Origin of the sequence: Streptomyces noursei, assembly GCF_016917755.1 — a bacterium.
In the GTDB taxonomy this organism is placed as follows: domain Bacteria; phylum Actinomycetota; class Actinomycetes; order Streptomycetales; family Streptomycetaceae; genus Streptomyces; species Streptomyces yunnanensis.
In genome coordinates, this window is the sequence record NZ_CP070326.1 from 710852 (window position 1) to 727002 (window position 16151).

The window sequence follows — 16151 nt, forward strand, 5'->3', positions numbered from 1 at the left end:
GGCCTGATCATCGCCGCGACAGGATCCCCCGCTGATAGCGTGCGCCGGAATTTCACGTCCACACACTCACGGCGGCCCGTGCCCGGCGCGGCCCATCGGCCAGGAGGGAATGCGTTGTGGCGGTGACCGCGATGACCGTCGGCGAACTCAAGGGCTGGTTGAAGACCCTTTCACCTCCAAATCCCGGACTGCTGCTACCCGATGGTCTCCCCGACACCCTCGGCGCCGGGGGCGCCCTCAAGAACGCGGTGAACCCCGGCGCACTTTCGGACTGGTTCACCATGGGGACCACCCTCACCACGATGGTTCCGGACCCGGACCATCTCTGCGTCACCGGAATCATCGCCACCGAAACCCCGAAACTCTCCCTCTGGTTCTTCAGTGACAAGGAAGGAAACCCCGACGACGCCACCGTCACCGGCGTCCAGTTCGGTCTGGCGCTGAAGAACCACCCCGTGATGTCCGTCCTCAGTGCCCTCGGATTGCGGGACCTCCTCCTCGCCTACACGATTCGCCTCCTGGACGGCGCCGCCGTCCGCGAGCTCTCCGCGCAGGCGAAGCTCGACGTCGGCGGCGGGGACCCGCTCCTCATCACCTGCGCCCTCGACTTCGAAGCCGGACAGACCAGTTACGAGTTCGTCGTCGAGCCCGAGGCCGGAGAGGAATGGCACGTCGCCGAGGCGCTCTTCGGGCTCTTCGGTGTGGCACCGCCGCCCGTTCTGAAGGACATCGCCCTCAAGCGCCTCGTGCTGGCCTACGACCACGGCAAGGGTTCCATCGGGTTCCGCGTCGAGGTGGACGTCGACTTCCCGTTGGGCGACCTCGATGCCGACCTCGACGTCAAGGTGTCCCTGTCCAAGTCCGGCCGGAGCCAGACGTACGACCAGGAGTACAGGGCGCGTCTGGTCCTCGGTGTTCCCACACAGGGGGGTGGGGACGACACCGTCCGTACCCTGACGTTCGATATCAAGGACGTCCAGCACGCCGAGTTCAGCGCGACCTGCGAGGACTCCAAGGGCGTGTCGTTCGCCGACCTCGCGGGATTGCTGGGCGTGACGGATCCGCCGGCGTTCCTGGCCGATCTGGCCATCTCCGGCCTCACGGTCGGGTACGCGTCCGCCCGCAAGTCCATCGTGCTCGCCGCGAAAGAGAAGGGTGGGGGCTCGCTCGTCGTCGTCTCGGACCGGCCGAAGGGCGGCACCCGCGCCTGGGTCGTGCGCGCCGGCGTCGGGCTGGATGCCAAGCTTTCGGACCTGCCGTTGCTCCAGGGGCAGATTCCCCAAGGCCAGGACCTCGGCGTGCGCGGGCTGGGTGTGCTGCTCGCCCCCGTCGAGCTGAAGGCCGACCGGATCACCGAGCTCAACAAGGCCCTCGCGGCGAGCGACGGGACGCTGCCCCTGCTGCCCGCCGACGGTCTGAGCAAGGGGCTGGCCTTCACGGTCGACCTCCAGCTGCCGGGACACTCGGAGACCACTTCGGTCGTCGTCCGGGGCGACCACAAGAAGACCAAGGCCCCCGTCGGGGCCGTCGAGGCTCCCGCTCGGCCACGACTGATCACTCAGGACGGCACGCCCGTCCCCGAGATCGCCGCCAAGAACATCACCGCGAACGTCACCGAGGACGCGTCGGCCGCCCCTACCGGCCTCCCCCTGGTCGCCTGGCTCAAGGTCCAGCGCGACATCGGCCCCCTGAACCTCAGCCGCGTCGGCGTGGGCTTCGCCGACGACACCGTGTGGGTGCTGTTCGACGCCTCCCTCGGCATGGCCGGACTCACCGTCGGCGTCGACGGGCTGGGCATCGGGATCCCGCTGTCCCCCCCTGTGTCGCCACAGTTCCGGCTTGACGGGCTGAGCGTCGGCTACTCCCGCCCGCCGCTGGCGATCAAGGGCGCCCTGGTCAACCGGCCCCCGGACGACATGTACAGCACCCTGATCGAAGGTGCCCTGGCCGTCACGGCCGAGAAGTTCGGACTGACGGTGCTGGGCGCGTACGCGCGGACGAAGCAGCACCCCGACCAGCCGTCGCTGTTCCTCTTCGGCAAGGTGAACGGCGAGTTCGGCGGGCCGCCGCCCGTGCAGATCACCGGCATCATGGCCGGTTTCGGCCTCAACACGGACCTGCGACTGCCCGAGGGCGACCAGGTGCTGGACTTCCCGTTCCTCGCGGACATGACCTCACCCGAGACCGACCCGCTCGTGGTCCTGAAAAAACTGATGGGGGGCCAGAAGGGCGCCTGGGTACGCCCCGCCTCCGGGCAGCTGTGGTTCGCGGCCGGCCTCGAATTCAAGGTCTTCGAGTTCGTCAGCGGGCAGGCGCTGCTGGTGCTGGAGGTCGGCGACGACTTCGCCGTCGCGGTGCTCGGCACGGCGGAGGCGCAGTTCCCCAAGGACCAGTCCCTGCCCGCGTACGCGAAAGTGCGGCTGGGCCTGTCCGCCAAGTACCGTGCCAGCGAGGGCGTGCTGAAGCTGACCGCGCAGCTCGCGCCCGGCTCGTTCCTCCTGTCCGAGGACTGCGTGCTGACCGGTGGCTTCGCGCTGTACACCTGGCTCACCGGCGCGCACACCGGTGACTTCGTCCTCACCCTGGGCGGCTACTACCCCGGCTACCGGGTGCCCGACCACTACCCGCAGGTGCCACGGCTGGGCTTCAACTGGCCGATCACCTCGGAGCTGACCATCAGCGGTGGCTCGTACTTCGCGCTCACCCCCGGCGCGATCATGGCCGGTGGCGCGCTGGACGTGAACTTCCGCGCCGGCGACCTGCACGCCTGGCTGACGGCGCACGCCAACATCCTCATCGAGTGGGCACCTTTCCACTTCGACGCCGGGATCGACGTGAGTATCGGCGTCAGTTACGTGCTCGACCTGTGGCTGGTGCGCGAGACGATCAGCGTCGAGGTCGGCGCGTCCCTGCACCTGTGGGGCCCGCCGACAGGCGGCAAGGTCACCGTCCACCTCTGGTTCATCTCCTTCACCATCGGCTTCGGTGACGACAACACAAGCGGCGACAAGGCCGCGCCCTGGACCGACGTGGTCAAGCAGCTGCCCGCAGCGAAGGACGCCGTCCGGCTGGTGCCCATGGACGGGCTGACGCCGGTGAAGTCCAAGGACGAGCCGGGACTATGGACGGTCGGCACCGGCGCCTTCTCCTTCGCGGTGCGCACGGCCGTCCCGGTCGGCAAGCTCCACCTCGGCGACCAGCAGCACACGATCGACGGCACGGACGTCAACATCCGTCCCCTCCGCGGCGGCGGCGAACACCTCGACTCGGCGCTCACGATCACGCTCACCGGCCACGGCGGCTCCCAGGACCTGAGCAAGTGGGCCGCCACTCAGAACGTGGCGAGCCTGCCCGCGGCGCTGTGGGGCAAGTACGACGGCAAGCTGACCACCGGCAGCGCGCAGCGCGTGGACGGCCAGCTGACGGGCGTCGACCTACATCTGCCGAAACCCACGCCGGGCAGCACCCCCGGCCCCATCAAGGCCGGGACGATCGCGCACGACGACCGGACGCCGAACGGAAAGCTGCCGCTGACGCGGCCGGCTGTCGTACAGGCCGTCACCGCCGTGGAGTCCGCGCCGGCGCGGGCCGAGGCCGCGCAGCCGGCCACCGTCGAGCTTGTCACCGAGGCCGCGCCGATGCCGGAGGTCCGCGCGAGCGTGGCCGCCGTCACCGGCGGCCAGGCCGGCGCGCTGACCGACCAGTCCCGCGACCGGCTCTTCGCCGCCATGGACTACCTGGGCGTGAGCCCCGGCACCAACGAGCGGCTCGCCGCCACGGACGGACTGGTCGCGGGCGACATCGAGGCGAAGCCCGCGCCCCCGGTCCCCGGTCCGCCGACCGCCAGCGAGCGGCTGTACGTACTGGGCGCGGGGGCGACCGTGACGCCAGTCGACGCGCAGAGCCTGACACCGTACGCCGGCGTTCCGCTGAAGTTCGCGTCGGGAGCCTCCGCGCCGTTCCACTTCGCCGTCGGCCCGGACGGCCACCGTCTGTGCGCGGTCGACAACGACCAGAACATCGACGTACGCGACATCTCGGCAAACCCGCCGGGTGACACCAAGTCCCTCTTCCACGACCGCATCTGGGGATACCAGCAGACGCGGGGAGCGGTGCTCTCGCCCGACAACAAGTGGGCGTACGTCACCGCCACGCAGTCGCAGCAGATGCTCGTGCTCGACCTTCAGCCGGATGTGCCCGCCAAGAAGCACGACTTCGGCCTCCAGGCGGCCATCGGCGAGGTCGTCCCCGCCGCTCGGTGGGACGACTCCTCGCAGATCGTGTACGTCGCCAAGCCCGATCTGAACACCGTGGCCCAGGTGGACGTCACCAACGGGAAGTACCCCACGACCAGCCCGGGAGACGACCTGCCCGCCGGTCCCTCCCCCACCCGCCTCGCCGTGGACCCCAAGGGCCGCTGGCTCTACTCGCTCAACCCAGCCAAGTCGACAGTGACCGTCACCGACGTCGCCGCCAAGAGGATCGTCGCCACACTGCGCACCGGCACCGGACCGAGCGCCCTGGCCGCCTCCGCCGACGGCAAGCGGCTGTACGTGGCGAACGCCGTGACCGGCACGGTCTCCGTGTTCGACACCGGGGACGGCCTGCCGCGGGAAGCGGCGGAGCCCGTGTGGGTGGGGGCGGGACCGACCGCGCTCGCGGTGTCCGCCGCGGGTGACCGGCTGTACGTCGTCCGGGAGAAGGTCAAGCAGGTCCAGGTCGTGGGCGTCGCGTCGGACCAGCCGGTCCTGCTCCCCGCCACCGTCCCTCTCAAGGACGCCCCGGTGGCCCTCGCCGTCACCGTACCGCCGACCGTCACCGACACACCGGCAGCCCCCAGCGTCACCCGAATCACTGAAGGCGGTGCGGCATGAGCCACCCCGAGTACGCCCCGGACCCCGACCCGTCGCTGAACGTGCAGTTCGTCGACTCGCTGGTGCCCACGCTCACCGCGGGGCGGTACAAGCTCACCGCGCATCAGTCCCTCACCAAGGGCGGCGCCCGGGTCGACACGGACTACTACCTGGACACCCCGGTGACGCAGGACGTGGAGGTCCGCGCGCCGCGCTTCACCGTGCAGCCGGAGTGGATCCACGGCGCGTACCCAACGCCGGGCGCGAGCGGCCTGTACGACGACGTGCTACCGCACGTCACGCTCGACCGAGCGACCCTGCCGTGGGAGCGCGAGGCGAAGGCGAAGGACGGGAAGACGCGCGTGCCGTGGCTGGCCCTCCTCGTCTTCGGCGAAGGCGAGCTGCCCGACACCGACCCGCACTGCCTCGGGCAGACGGACGCGAAGACCGTGGCCGACCTGATCGGCTCCGAGAGCGGCGTCGTCCTGCCCCCGTTCGACCAGACCACGGACCCCATCACCGACGACGACAAGAAGCAGGTGTGCCGCACCGTCCTGGTGCCCGCCGCCGTCTTCCACGCGCTGGCCCCGACCGAGGTGGAAATGCCGCTCCTGACCCATGTGCGCCGGGTCAACGAGGAGCACCAGCGTGCCGCGCCGGGCGACGACCTGATCCAGGTCGGTGACTACGCGGTCGTCGTCGGCAACCGCCTGCCCCGCGCGGCGGGAGGCCGCTACGTCGCCCACCTGGTCTCCCTGGAAGGCTGGCAATCTCGCCTGCCCGACGGCGCCAAGGAGACGTACGACGGACCCGACGAGAAGCTGCGGCTGATCTCCCTGTGGTCGTGGGCCTTCGAGACGATCCCCGACCACATCCCCGGATTCGCCGCGCTGACCGAGCACTTCGTCGACACCGAGGGCACGGACGGCTCCGCGCTGCTGCTGCGCGTGCCGCTGCCCGGCCGACCGCTGTCCGGAAAGGACCAGCAGGAGGTCGCCGACCGGCTCGGCCAGGGCTACCTGCCGATCTCGTGCCGCACCGAGTCCGGGCGCTCCACCTTCGGCTGGTACCGAGGGCCGCTCACCGCCCAGTACGTCACGCCGGAGACCGACCGCGAACGGCGCCGCTGCGCGGCGGAGGCGCTGATCCACCTGGACCAGTACGGCGTCTTCGACGTGAGCCTCGCGACCGCGTTCACCGCGGGCCGCGGCGTCGCCCTCGCCGACCACCAGTTCGGCGCGGCGCTGCTGCGCCTGCGCGGCAAGGTGCAGCGAGCGGCGGAGAAGAGGAGCCGCGCGACGGCGACCACCGGGGCCCGGGCCCGTATCGAGCACCTGGCGGCGAACGGCCTCGCCGGCCACCTCGGCGAGGTCCTGACCACGCCGGCCCGCGCCCAGGCCGTCGCCACCTCCGTACGCCGCCCCGGCGTCACCCCCGTACCGGCCGCGACCGAGTTGCCCGCCACCGCCGGGCTCACCCTGGAGCGCCTGCGCGCCGACGTGGAGCTGCACGCGCGGTTCACAGCGGACGACAAGCCACTGGTGGACCCGCACGACGACGACCTCGCCCTCGTCCGGAACCGGCTGCTCGACCTGCGGAACCTGACGGGCGTGCCGTTCGCGCACCTCGTCCCCGACACGCGGATGCTGCCCACGGAGAGCCTGCGTTTCTTCTACGTGGACGCCAACTGGACCGCCACCCTGCTCGACGGCGCCCTGAGCGTGGGGCTCGCCCACACCTTCGACCTCACCTCGGACGACCTGATCTTCGGGCCCAAGGGCGTGGCCCCGCTGCCACCGCAGGCCACACCGGTCACGGGTCTGCTGCTGCGCTCGGAGCTGGTCAGCGGCTGGCCCGCGCTGGAGGTCCGCCCGTACACGAACCCCCGGACCACCGAAGGGGAAACGGCCCTGCGGGTACTGCGCCGCGAGGCGCTCGCCGACGACGTCCTGCTCGTCCTCGTCGAGGGCGTGCCGGGCCGGGTCGAGCTCGCCGAGCCGCAGCAGGGCGTGCACTTCGGCATCGACGAGCCGGCGAAAGGCGGCAGCGACGACCCGATCAACGACGGCATCATCCGGCTGCGCGAGATCAACCCGAAGAGCACAAGGCCCCTCGGGCAGGAGACCGGCGCGCAGTTCCCGACGCAGCCGGGGCTACGTTCCTACCTGCGCGCTGCGGGCGCAGGTGACCCCGACACCGTGCTGAGCGTGACGCGCCTCGCCGACGGGCTGAAGGACGCACTGCACCTGAAGCGTCCGCTGACGCCCAGCGAGTTCGCCATCCAGATGATCAACGCCGCGCAGCGCCGCACCTTCACCACCGTTTCCACCGCGCAGACCCCCTTCACGACAGGAGCCCACCCCAATGGCTGACCGCGACGACACCCTCATCGTCCCGGTGAACGTGGACGCCCTGGTGGTCAACCAAGACCTGCGCCAGCGCGACGGCCAGGGATTCCGGCGCTGGCGCCCCAACTTCAACCTGCTGCGCCACAGCCTCAGCCCCGAGGTGGCCCCGTTCACCAACGAGGACCCGTGGAACGCCACCCAGCAGGGCGAGACGGACGACAAGTACAAGAAGTACGACGGCGTCTACGTGCGCTGGGAGCTGCCCGACGCGCTGCGCCAGGGCGCCACGCGGGCCGAGAGCGGGCGTACGGAGTTCCCGCTCGTGCCCAACCGCTGGCTTGTCGTCCGGCAGGTGCAGGGCAGGGACGACCTGACCGCCGGCTGGGTGGTGGAGAGCGACTTCCTCGACCCCAAGGACGGCACGTCGCGCTTCATGCACCCGGTGCGGCCCGACGCCGGGGATCCGGCGACCACGCCGTACCGCTCGACGATCATCACGACGCAGATCGGCAAGAAGCAGAGCATCAACGGCAGCAGCACGTGGAGCGAGCCCACGGACGCCTCGCGCAAGGAGCTGTTCCTCACCGCGGTCGGTCCCGGCATCATGACCTTCCACATCTACCAGCCGTACCACGAGAACGTCTTCTCGCTGCACGACCCGCTGGACGGCGTCGACTCCGGAGTCGTGAACTACCAGGTCATGGGCTGGTACTCGGACCCGGCCCAGGAGGAGCTGCGCCGCCGCCTGGACGGCACGGGCGCGACGGTCGCGTCCGTCCTGGCCGATCTCGGCTGGACGGTCGCCGACCTGCCGGGCACCTGGACGCCCGACAGCACCACCTACTGCGGCCGGGCCCTCCAGGTACGGTGGGACCGCAAAGGCAGCGCCCCGGACTCGGACCGCCCGCAGAAGACGGACGTCCGCGACCGGATCGCCGTCGGGAGCAGCGCGGACGAGGCGCACGCCGCACTGGTCGCCAAGGCCCGCGCGGCCCTGCCCGCCAACTCCGGCAACGCCCTCGACCACACCACCGACCCCGCCCTCCTGCACGCCCTCGGCAAGGGCCTGCTGAACACCCTCGACGAGCCCGACGGCGATGTCCTCGCGGCCCAGGCCCTGCACAAGGGCTGGTTCCAGCAGGTGCCGGGAGGCTATGTGTGGCGCCTCGCCGACACCGCCGACAAGGGCAATGTCTCCGGCGACCCGAAGTCGGTCACATGGTCCGGCGTGGCGCCCGAGCACGAGGCGTGGCTGGCGGAACTCAACGGCCACCAGAGCGCGTACGACGCCGCGGAGCGTGAACTGACCGCGTTGCAGGAGCGGTTGTACGGGCTGTGGTGGATGCACAGCCTGCCGCTCATCCCGCCGCAGTACCGCCGTGAGCGGCTGTACGCCGAGATCGACCCGGCGAACGCGGACGGCCTCGCCGCCCGCGTGGCCGCCGCGCAGGACGACCTGAAGAACAAGAAGCTCAAGGCCATCACCGACTGCCTCAGCGGCCACCCGCTACCCAAGGGTTACGAACTACGCAAGGAGACCCTGCCGCCCTTCTACCAGGTCACCGACCCGACGATGGTGTTGGCCGGCGCGAAGAGCCACACGGCGTACAAGCCGCTGACAGGCGACGGGTCACTCATCTGCCGCATGCCGTCGCAGATCGTCAATGACGGGCGGGCGAACCCCTTCACCTCGCTCCAGCTTGGCGGGCTGCCGTCGGTCGCGTCGGCCCTGCTGATCGAGTTCGCGTGCGTGCTCGACCCGAAGGTGTCGTACCGGTCCGACATCGCCCCCGCCCCCTGGCGGCAGCCGTGGAAGCCGCTGCTGTTCCAGTGGCGGGTCGAGCACTGGCAGGTGCCCTACGGCAACCCGAACAGTCCCAACTGGACGTTCGACGGCAGCCACTACCAGTGGACGAACGGCTCCTCCGCCACCACCGCCATCGAGGTGACCGGGCGCCGCTTCCTCGTACCGCTGCCGCAGCACACTGCGAGCGGCGGGCTCGAACAGTACGCCGCCGACCACCCCGACGCCGCGACGGCCGAGGCGCTCACGACAGCGGCAGCACAGATCAAGGACCTGGACCTGCTCTCGCAGCGGCTGGACCGGCTCACCGACGCCTTCGCCCTGCGCGACCCCGCGCCCGGCGTCAGCCCGCCCGGCAGGATCGGCGAGCTCATCGGTGACGCGTTCCGCCACCTGCCCAACCCGGGCATGCTGCCCGTGCCGTTCAAGGGCTGGCAGGACTCCGGCTTCACCCAGATCCGGGCCGGGCAGTTCGCGGTGAACAGGCTGAGCATCGTCGACGAGTTCGGCCAGAGCCTCGACGTCCTGCTGCCCGGCGACGCGCCCACGTTCGTCCCCAAGGTGGGCGACAGCCTGCACACTCACGGCAAGTTCGTCCAGCCCACGGACACGGGGCGGTTCGTCCAGCTGCCGCCGCGCCTGCTCCAGGCCGCCCGGCTGCGGTTCGACTTCGTCGCCGAGCACGACGACACACGGCTGGTCGACCTCACCGCGAACACCACGCCCGTAGGCGCGTGGATCGTCCCCAACTACGTCGACCGTTCGCTGCTGTGCTACGCGCCGACCGGCGAACCGCTCGGCGAACTGCGCCTCGAACTCCGCGAGGGCGCGGGCGGCGCCGTGACGACCATGGTCGGCTGGGGGCCCCTGCCGGATTCCCAGGTGAACACGATCGACGCCCTGCGCGATGCCCGGCCGCAGCTCTACGCGTTCGCCCGCGAGCTGGCCGCGAAGGGGCCGGACGCCTTCGCCGACCTGCTGGCCACCGTCGACCACGCACTCGCCGGCATCGACCCGGGCAACCCGTACGGCGACGAGGTGCTCGGCGCGCTGCTCGGGCGTCCGCTCGCGCTGGTCCGCGCCCGGCTCGGCTTCGAGCTGGACGGCCTTCCCGTCGCCGACGGGGGCTGGCAGTACGCGCTGGACTGGAAGACGCAGGAGGCATGGGCCACGCGTCAGGGCAAGACGGCGCCGCCCGAGATGGCCCACCTCGACTACCGGTGGCCCGTCCGGCTCGGCAACGCCGGGCAGAAAGGCGATGGTCTGATCGGCTACTTCTCCGAGGCCGACTACGGCACGTTCTACTCGGTGGCCACGCCGGGCGCGCACCCGCACACGGACTACGTGGCGCGGATCTCCGATGCCAACTGGCCCAAGCTGCGGGCGGACTCGACGGACCGGACGCACCTCACGCTGCTGCTCGACCCGCTCGCCACCGTCCACGCGACCACGGACATCCTTCCCGTGACGGGTCTTCAGCTCCCGACCCGCTTCACACGGACCGCCATGGCCGCGATGCGGGTGGCGCTGCGGCTCAGCCCGGTGCTGACCACGACGCGGAAGGTCCCGGCCAAGGACGTGGGTGCGGGCGTGGGCGACGAGTCGTCCGGCTTCGTCAACGCCCTCGCCGTACCGCATCCCACGTCCCCGCAGGGCACGTGGGACTGGGCCGAGCTGGTCGTCCCGGAAGCGCCCGCCGACGCCGGCCCCGCACCGCAGTGGAACCACGAGTCGGTCGTGCAGATCGACCAGACCGCCCGGCTGGACGAGAACGGCCCGATCGTACGCACCGGCTTCCTGCGCCTGTCCGGCGGCTTCACCACCAAGTGACTTCGAAGCACCCGCACCCGATCCCGATTCTGAAAGGAGCCGACTCCGTGAGCGAGCCGGACGCCCCCCTGCCCCTGCTGGACTACGCCATCATCAGCGAACCGTTCCCGTTGTACGCGACGACCGGTACCGACGACCCCGCCACGGCCCTGCACATCGTGGTCTCGAACGGCGGTGGCGAGACCGTCTACTGCCGGGAGATCGTCTTCTCCCTACCGCAGGGCAAGCTCGCCCAGAGCCTGGTCGAGGCCGACGCGGGCGACGGCCAGGCCGATGACTGGGACGTGGTGCGCCTCCAGCCCGGCGCGCAGACCCTCCTGCCGTCGGGTGAGTACGCCCGCTTCCAGGCCACGCCCAAGGGTGACGACAAGAAGAAGACGGGCGTTGCGGTCGACGCCTCCGGCCTCGTCATCACCCTGAAGAACCTGAAGATCAGCTCCCGGCCCGGCACGGCCCGGATCGAGATCCGTGAGTTCGCCACCACGAACACGGGCCAGTGGCCCGACAACCCGCGCTTCACCAAGCTGGCACTCACGAAGTTCCCGGCACCGAAGATCCCGGCCATGGCGGTCTCCGACTTCACGGCGGACAAGCTGGAGGTGACGGCCGGCACCTCGCTCCGCCTCACGTGGAACGGCCCGTCGACGCTCGACTACACGGTCTCGCACGGCGGCAGCGCGCACCCGGTCGGCAAACAACACGCGTACAGCACGACGATCGACCACGACACGACCTTCCAGCTCTCGTACGTCACGGGCGGGACCACGCGCTACCTGACGACCACGGTGACGGTGACGAACCCGAAGCTGACGGGGCTGGAGGTCGACGGCAACGTCACGGTCATTGGCGGTGCGATCACAGGAAGCAGCCTGAGCGTGGGCAGCGGCACGATCACCGGCGGTTCCATCACAGGCACGAGCGTCAACGCCGGGAGCGGTGCCATCACGGGCGGTTCCATCACAGGAAGCAGCCTGAGCGCGGGCAGCGGCACGATCACCGGCGGTTCCATCACAGGCACGAGCGTCAACGCCGGGAGCGGTGCCATCACGGGCGGTTCCATCACAGGCACGAGCGTCAACGCGGGCAGCGGTGGCATCACCACCAGCGGAAGTGTCACGGATGGCGGCCAACCCTTCCTCCGCCGCGGCTCCAAGGTCCGGATCAGGAATAGCTACCACTCGGACGAAGGGCTGAACGAGGACAACAAGGCGTCCGGCGATGTCTCGCTGAAGAGGGTGGACAGCGGTAACTCGCGCTGGTACTGGTACCTGGACCAGTGAGTAGTCATCCCGGGCCCTTGTGGTCCCGCCCGAGGATCCTGCTGGCCAAATGTGGGGATCAGGCGGCGAGGGTGAGGTCGAGGCGGGCGAGGCGGCTGGTGCGGGTGTGGCCAAGGGCCTCGCCGCCCAGGGCGCGCTCACGGTGAGCGAGGCCCTGACCGCCGCGAAGGCGGTCTCGGTCGGCGACACGCTCACCGTGTAGAAGGCACTGTCGGTGGGCGGTGACCTCACCGTCTCCGGACAGGCCACGATCAAGATGGACCTCGAAGCCGGATCCCACTGGGTTTCTCCCTACAAGTTGAATAGCCCTCAACAACTCAGCCGAGCCGGAACGTTCCGCGAAGTACCCCCCGTATTCCGGCAGGACCTCCGGGTAAAGGTTGAAGAGATGCCCGAGCACCACCCCGCCTCGATTGTCCGCCGCCGGGGCGTCCCTCATCGCCGCGCGAATCTGGGACGCCGTCCAGCCACCCCGGCCCGTCACGGTCGAGCATGTCGATGGTCCAGGTGCACATGCGGTAGCCCAGCTCCGAGGGTAGGGAGCACAGCCGCATCTGCCATCGTCCGTTCATCCCTACTCCCTGACTACTTTCATACGGTCCATCTTGGGCGGCCCGTCAGGAATCGACATGATGGAAGTGTCGGCACATGGTTGATCTTGGTCGACAACCCGTCTACCAGGAGCTCACTGCTCTGTACAGCCCCGCGCTCCAACCCCGCCCCAACCTCGGGCCGGAGAGGCTCTATGCATCAGCCCTGCGCCGCGAGCACATCCGTACACCTGCGTAACCCCAGGAGGTCCGAGCATCATAAAGAATTCCTCCACGCTTTCCAGGGATTAACACAATATCCCCACCTAGCAGGAGTTCAGCATGGATCAGTACCGGACGATGCCCCCGAACGTGGCACTGGCACACCTTCGCGGAGGCTTGCCGGACCCGCAGCCCTACACCTGTAACAACGGATATCTGCCGGCCGGGAGCTATGTCACCGAGTTCACGTGTAAGTTCAAGGTCCCGCCGACCCCAAAGGTGGTCGACCACCAGACAGTTTTCGTCTGGCCCGCGCTTTTCCCCAGCTACCTGCTCCAGCCCGTCCTCGGATTCCAGCCCGACGGTGGATGGTTCCTGTGGACCTACGTCATTGACACCCTCACCGGTGATCACCACACGGAGAAGAAGTTCGGCTTCGCTCCGGGTGACGAAGTGAGCAGCTACATCACTCTCGTTGAGCGCGAGCCGAAGAAGTACACCTACGTACTCGGCTTCGATGGTCATGAGGAAACGAAGCTGCTCGCGGACGTGCAGGAGCCGAGCACGGACATCACCCTGTGCATTGAAGGGTGGAAGGTCGGGGAGACGAGTCCGGACAAGGTGGATAAGCTGCCGCCGGAGGACTACTGGACCGTCTCCGACATCAAGGTCGTGTCGTCCAAGGGCATCCCCGACAGCCTCGACTGGGTTCGTCCCTATCCAGGCAGCAAGATCATTGATACCAGCGCCCAACACGGCTGCGTCGCAACCCCGTACCGGGTGTGACGACGACCGCACCCACATGGGCATCCCGGTGCGTGCCCACCCCCAGAACCACCTCCCCCGCAGGACGGCGACGGCGGTTCTGCGGAGCAGGCGGCGTACTGGACACGGTCGATGTGGACATGCCTGCTCCCCTTCCAGTCCGATAGCGCGTCGGGCGGTCGGAATCGTGAGGACGCCACAACAATCGGCAGGCTCCCATCGGGACACGCTCCGTCGGCCCAGCACCGACAACGCGCCATCCCCGGCCAACGGCCGGCACTGTGACACCGGGATACCTTGGTCAGAAAGTCATGAGTCAGACCCTGAACCCGGGGCAGCACCCCCCATCCTCCCGCCGGCCAGAGCATCCCCACCCAGAAACACCGAGCATGCTCAACCCCAGCCCTCGGCACATCCCGGATCTGACTCCGGCCGATCGTTATACGGCACGGAAGCTGCCATCTTTGTTCAGGCGGCGCCGCCCGCTACAGGCACTCGAAGACACCACAACAGGATCGAGGAGCGGACCTCGCCGCCGAGGAACACCGAGACCCCACCCCTGCCAGAGTGACCATCACGTGTCACATCGCTATCACCAACACCGTCGACACACCTGGACCACGATGGCCCCACCTGCGTGAACGGCATCGATGTAGACCACGTGGACGCCAGAAGACGGTTCCGCCTACCTGTGCCATGTGGTACCCAGTGCGGCCCCCAGAACCAGGGCTGGGGCGTCTTCTGGCCCGTCAGAGCGGTACTGGAGGGTGCGCGTCGGTGTCTCACTCACGCCCTGCACACTCTCACATCTCACCTGCACACCTTGATCCAGGTCTGCCCACGCCCCCGGCGCGCGCCCGCCTACGCACGGATGGTTCAGGCCGAGCAGGCCCGTCGCCCCCTACGCGCCGGCGCCCAGCGCCTCGCACAAACCGCCCGTGACCTCACGCGCCCGCACCCGGCTCCCGCCACCCTCGCCTCCGCAGAGCGGGGCTTCACACAGATCCGCGATCCCCCGGTAGACGACTTCCGCGGCCTGCCGTGCCGTCTGCCCGGCGGTGAGAGCAGCCGTGCGAACCCCGAAGTAGCCCTGCACAGGCGAACGGACCGGCAGCTCGTCACTGCCGGCCAGGACGTCGTCAGCCGGCAGCGCGCGGACCAGCCCGGCCGCGGCGAGCGTTGCCTCCCTCAGCGCTGCGGTGCGTGCCGCGACCGACCCGAACGCCTCGACGGACGTGAGGGCAGCGGCAAGCCGCTCGGCCCGGGTGCGTGCTTCGGCGTCCAGGCAGGCCAATGGGTACGGTCGCTCGGTGTCGCAGAACACGACCACCGGAGGCAAGGCGCAGAACGAGAGACGATCGTCCGTTCCCATCGGTTGAACCTCCTGGGTTCGCACGTGGTACCGCACGGGATGGCTGCTCGAACGCGATACTAGGGCAGCGGAGTCGGCGCAGCATCAACTCACCCTGACGGGGCCGAAAGTGAGCCGTCCCACGGCGCAGGGCTTCGGCAATGCCAACGAAGCCGAGCACGGAGCCTCGGGCCGAGGGCCACCGACCGGCCTCGGCAGGTCCTGCCAGGCGACATTGCCGCGACCGCGCAGTCCACCAGTTCCAAGGCTGGTCTACTGGTCATGCCGATCTGCCGCGCCTGGGCCGTCCTGGCCCCGGGCGGCCGGCGAAGGCTTGCGCGATGGGCAGCCACTGCCGTGCTGTTTCTCCGGTGGTGGTCAGGGCGAGGTCGTCGCGGTGGCGGCGTTGGGTGGCGAGCAGGCAGAAGTGCAGGGCCGGTCCGGTGACGCGGTCCGAGGCGTCCTGCGGGCCCCAGGACCACAGTTCGCCGGTCGGGGCTTGCAGTTCCACTCGTACGGGGACCGTCGGGGTGGGCAGACCGTGCAGGGCGAAGGCGAAGCCCATCGTGCGGACGCCCAGGTGGGCGATGTGACGCAGGCGTGTGGTCGGCCGGCGGCGCACGCCGAGTGCATCGGCCACGTCCTGGCCGTGGGCCCAGGTCTCCATGAGGCGGGCGGTCGCCATGGAGGGAATCTTCATGGGCGGGCCGAACCAGGGCACTCGGGCGTCGGCGGGGGTGGTGGCCAGGGTGTGGTGCAGGGCCTGACGGCCGGTGCGCCAGTGGCGCAGCAGTGCCTCCGGGGCCTGTTGGGCCCCCTCGGCCGCACCGTCCTCGACCGCGTTCCCGTCGCGGGCGGCGGCGGCACGGGCCTGCCCGCGGAACTGGTCGGGGTCGGTCACCGCCCGCTGTGCCCAGGCGTCGGTCCATGCCAGGTGGGCGATCTGATGGGCGACTGTCCACCCCTCGGCGGGTGTGGGGGTGGCCCACCGTTCGGCGTCCAGTGGCGCCACGATCGCGTCCAGTTCCTCGCTCTCCGCGTGAAGATCGTCCATTATTCCGCCGTGTTGGCTCATCCCTCGTCCTCTTCTTCGCCGGTCAGCTGGTCGGTCTGCGGGCCGGCGACGTTGTGCGTGAAGGCCAGGACGCGGTAGCCGTCCATGGGGCTT

At 69.7% G+C, this 16151-nt stretch carries 8 protein-coding genes; 6 read left to right on the forward strand and 2 right to left on the reverse strand.

Translation table 11 applies throughout. The features are described from left to right. Positions 1–116 precede the first annotated feature (116 nt). From JNO44_RS02970 to JNO44_RS02995, 6 genes are all read left to right on the forward strand, one after another. The gene (locus JNO44_RS02970) at positions 117–4874 is read left to right on the forward strand and encodes a YncE family protein (RefSeq protein ID WP_205361069.1); all 4758 of its coding nucleotides are present in this window, start codon (positions 117–119) and stop codon (positions 4872–4874) included. Continuing rightward, positions 4871–7225 carry a hypothetical protein gene (locus JNO44_RS02975; protein WP_205361072.1) on the forward strand — a complete coding sequence of 785 codons (2355 nt, stop codon included), beginning with the start codon at positions 4871–4873 and terminating at the stop codon, positions 7223–7225. The genes JNO44_RS02970 and JNO44_RS02975 overlap by 4 nt, the downstream gene beginning before the upstream one ends. Next, complete coding sequence (locus JNO44_RS02980; protein ID WP_205361074.1) at positions 7218–10835, forward strand: hypothetical protein; 3618 nt, start codon at positions 7218–7220, stop codon at positions 10833–10835. Before JNO44_RS02975 ends, JNO44_RS02980 begins: the two co-directional genes overlap by 8 nt. A gap of 47 nt (positions 10836–10882) precedes the next feature. Beyond that, complete coding sequence (locus JNO44_RS02985; RefSeq protein WP_205361076.1) at positions 10883–12115, forward strand: hypothetical protein; 1233 nt, start codon at positions 10883–10885, stop codon at positions 12113–12115. Between the two features lie 49 nt (positions 12116–12164). Further along, on the forward strand, positions 12165–12317 hold the full coding sequence (locus JNO44_RS02990; RefSeq protein WP_205361078.1) for a hypothetical protein: 153 nt from the start codon (positions 12165–12167) through the stop codon (positions 12315–12317). A 670-nt stretch (positions 12318–12987) separates the two neighbouring features. After that, entirely contained in the window at positions 12988–13653 is a 666-nt protein-coding gene (locus JNO44_RS02995; protein ID WP_205361084.1) for a hypothetical protein, read from the forward strand. A gap of 880 nt (positions 13654–14533) precedes the next feature. On the opposite strand, the gene JNO44_RS03000 is transcribed toward JNO44_RS02995, so the two are convergent. Together JNO44_RS03000 and JNO44_RS03005 are read right to left on the reverse strand one after the other, a co-directional pair. After that, complete coding sequence (locus JNO44_RS03000; RefSeq protein WP_205361086.1) at positions 14534–15004, reverse strand: hypothetical protein; 471 nt, start codon at positions 15002–15004, stop codon at positions 14534–14536. Positions 15005–15263: 259 nt separating this feature from the next. Further along, complete coding sequence (locus JNO44_RS03005; RefSeq protein WP_205361088.1) at positions 15264–16058, reverse strand: TIGR03084 family metal-binding protein; 795 nt, start codon at positions 16056–16058, stop codon at positions 15264–15266. Positions 16059–16151: the final 93 nt, after the last annotated feature.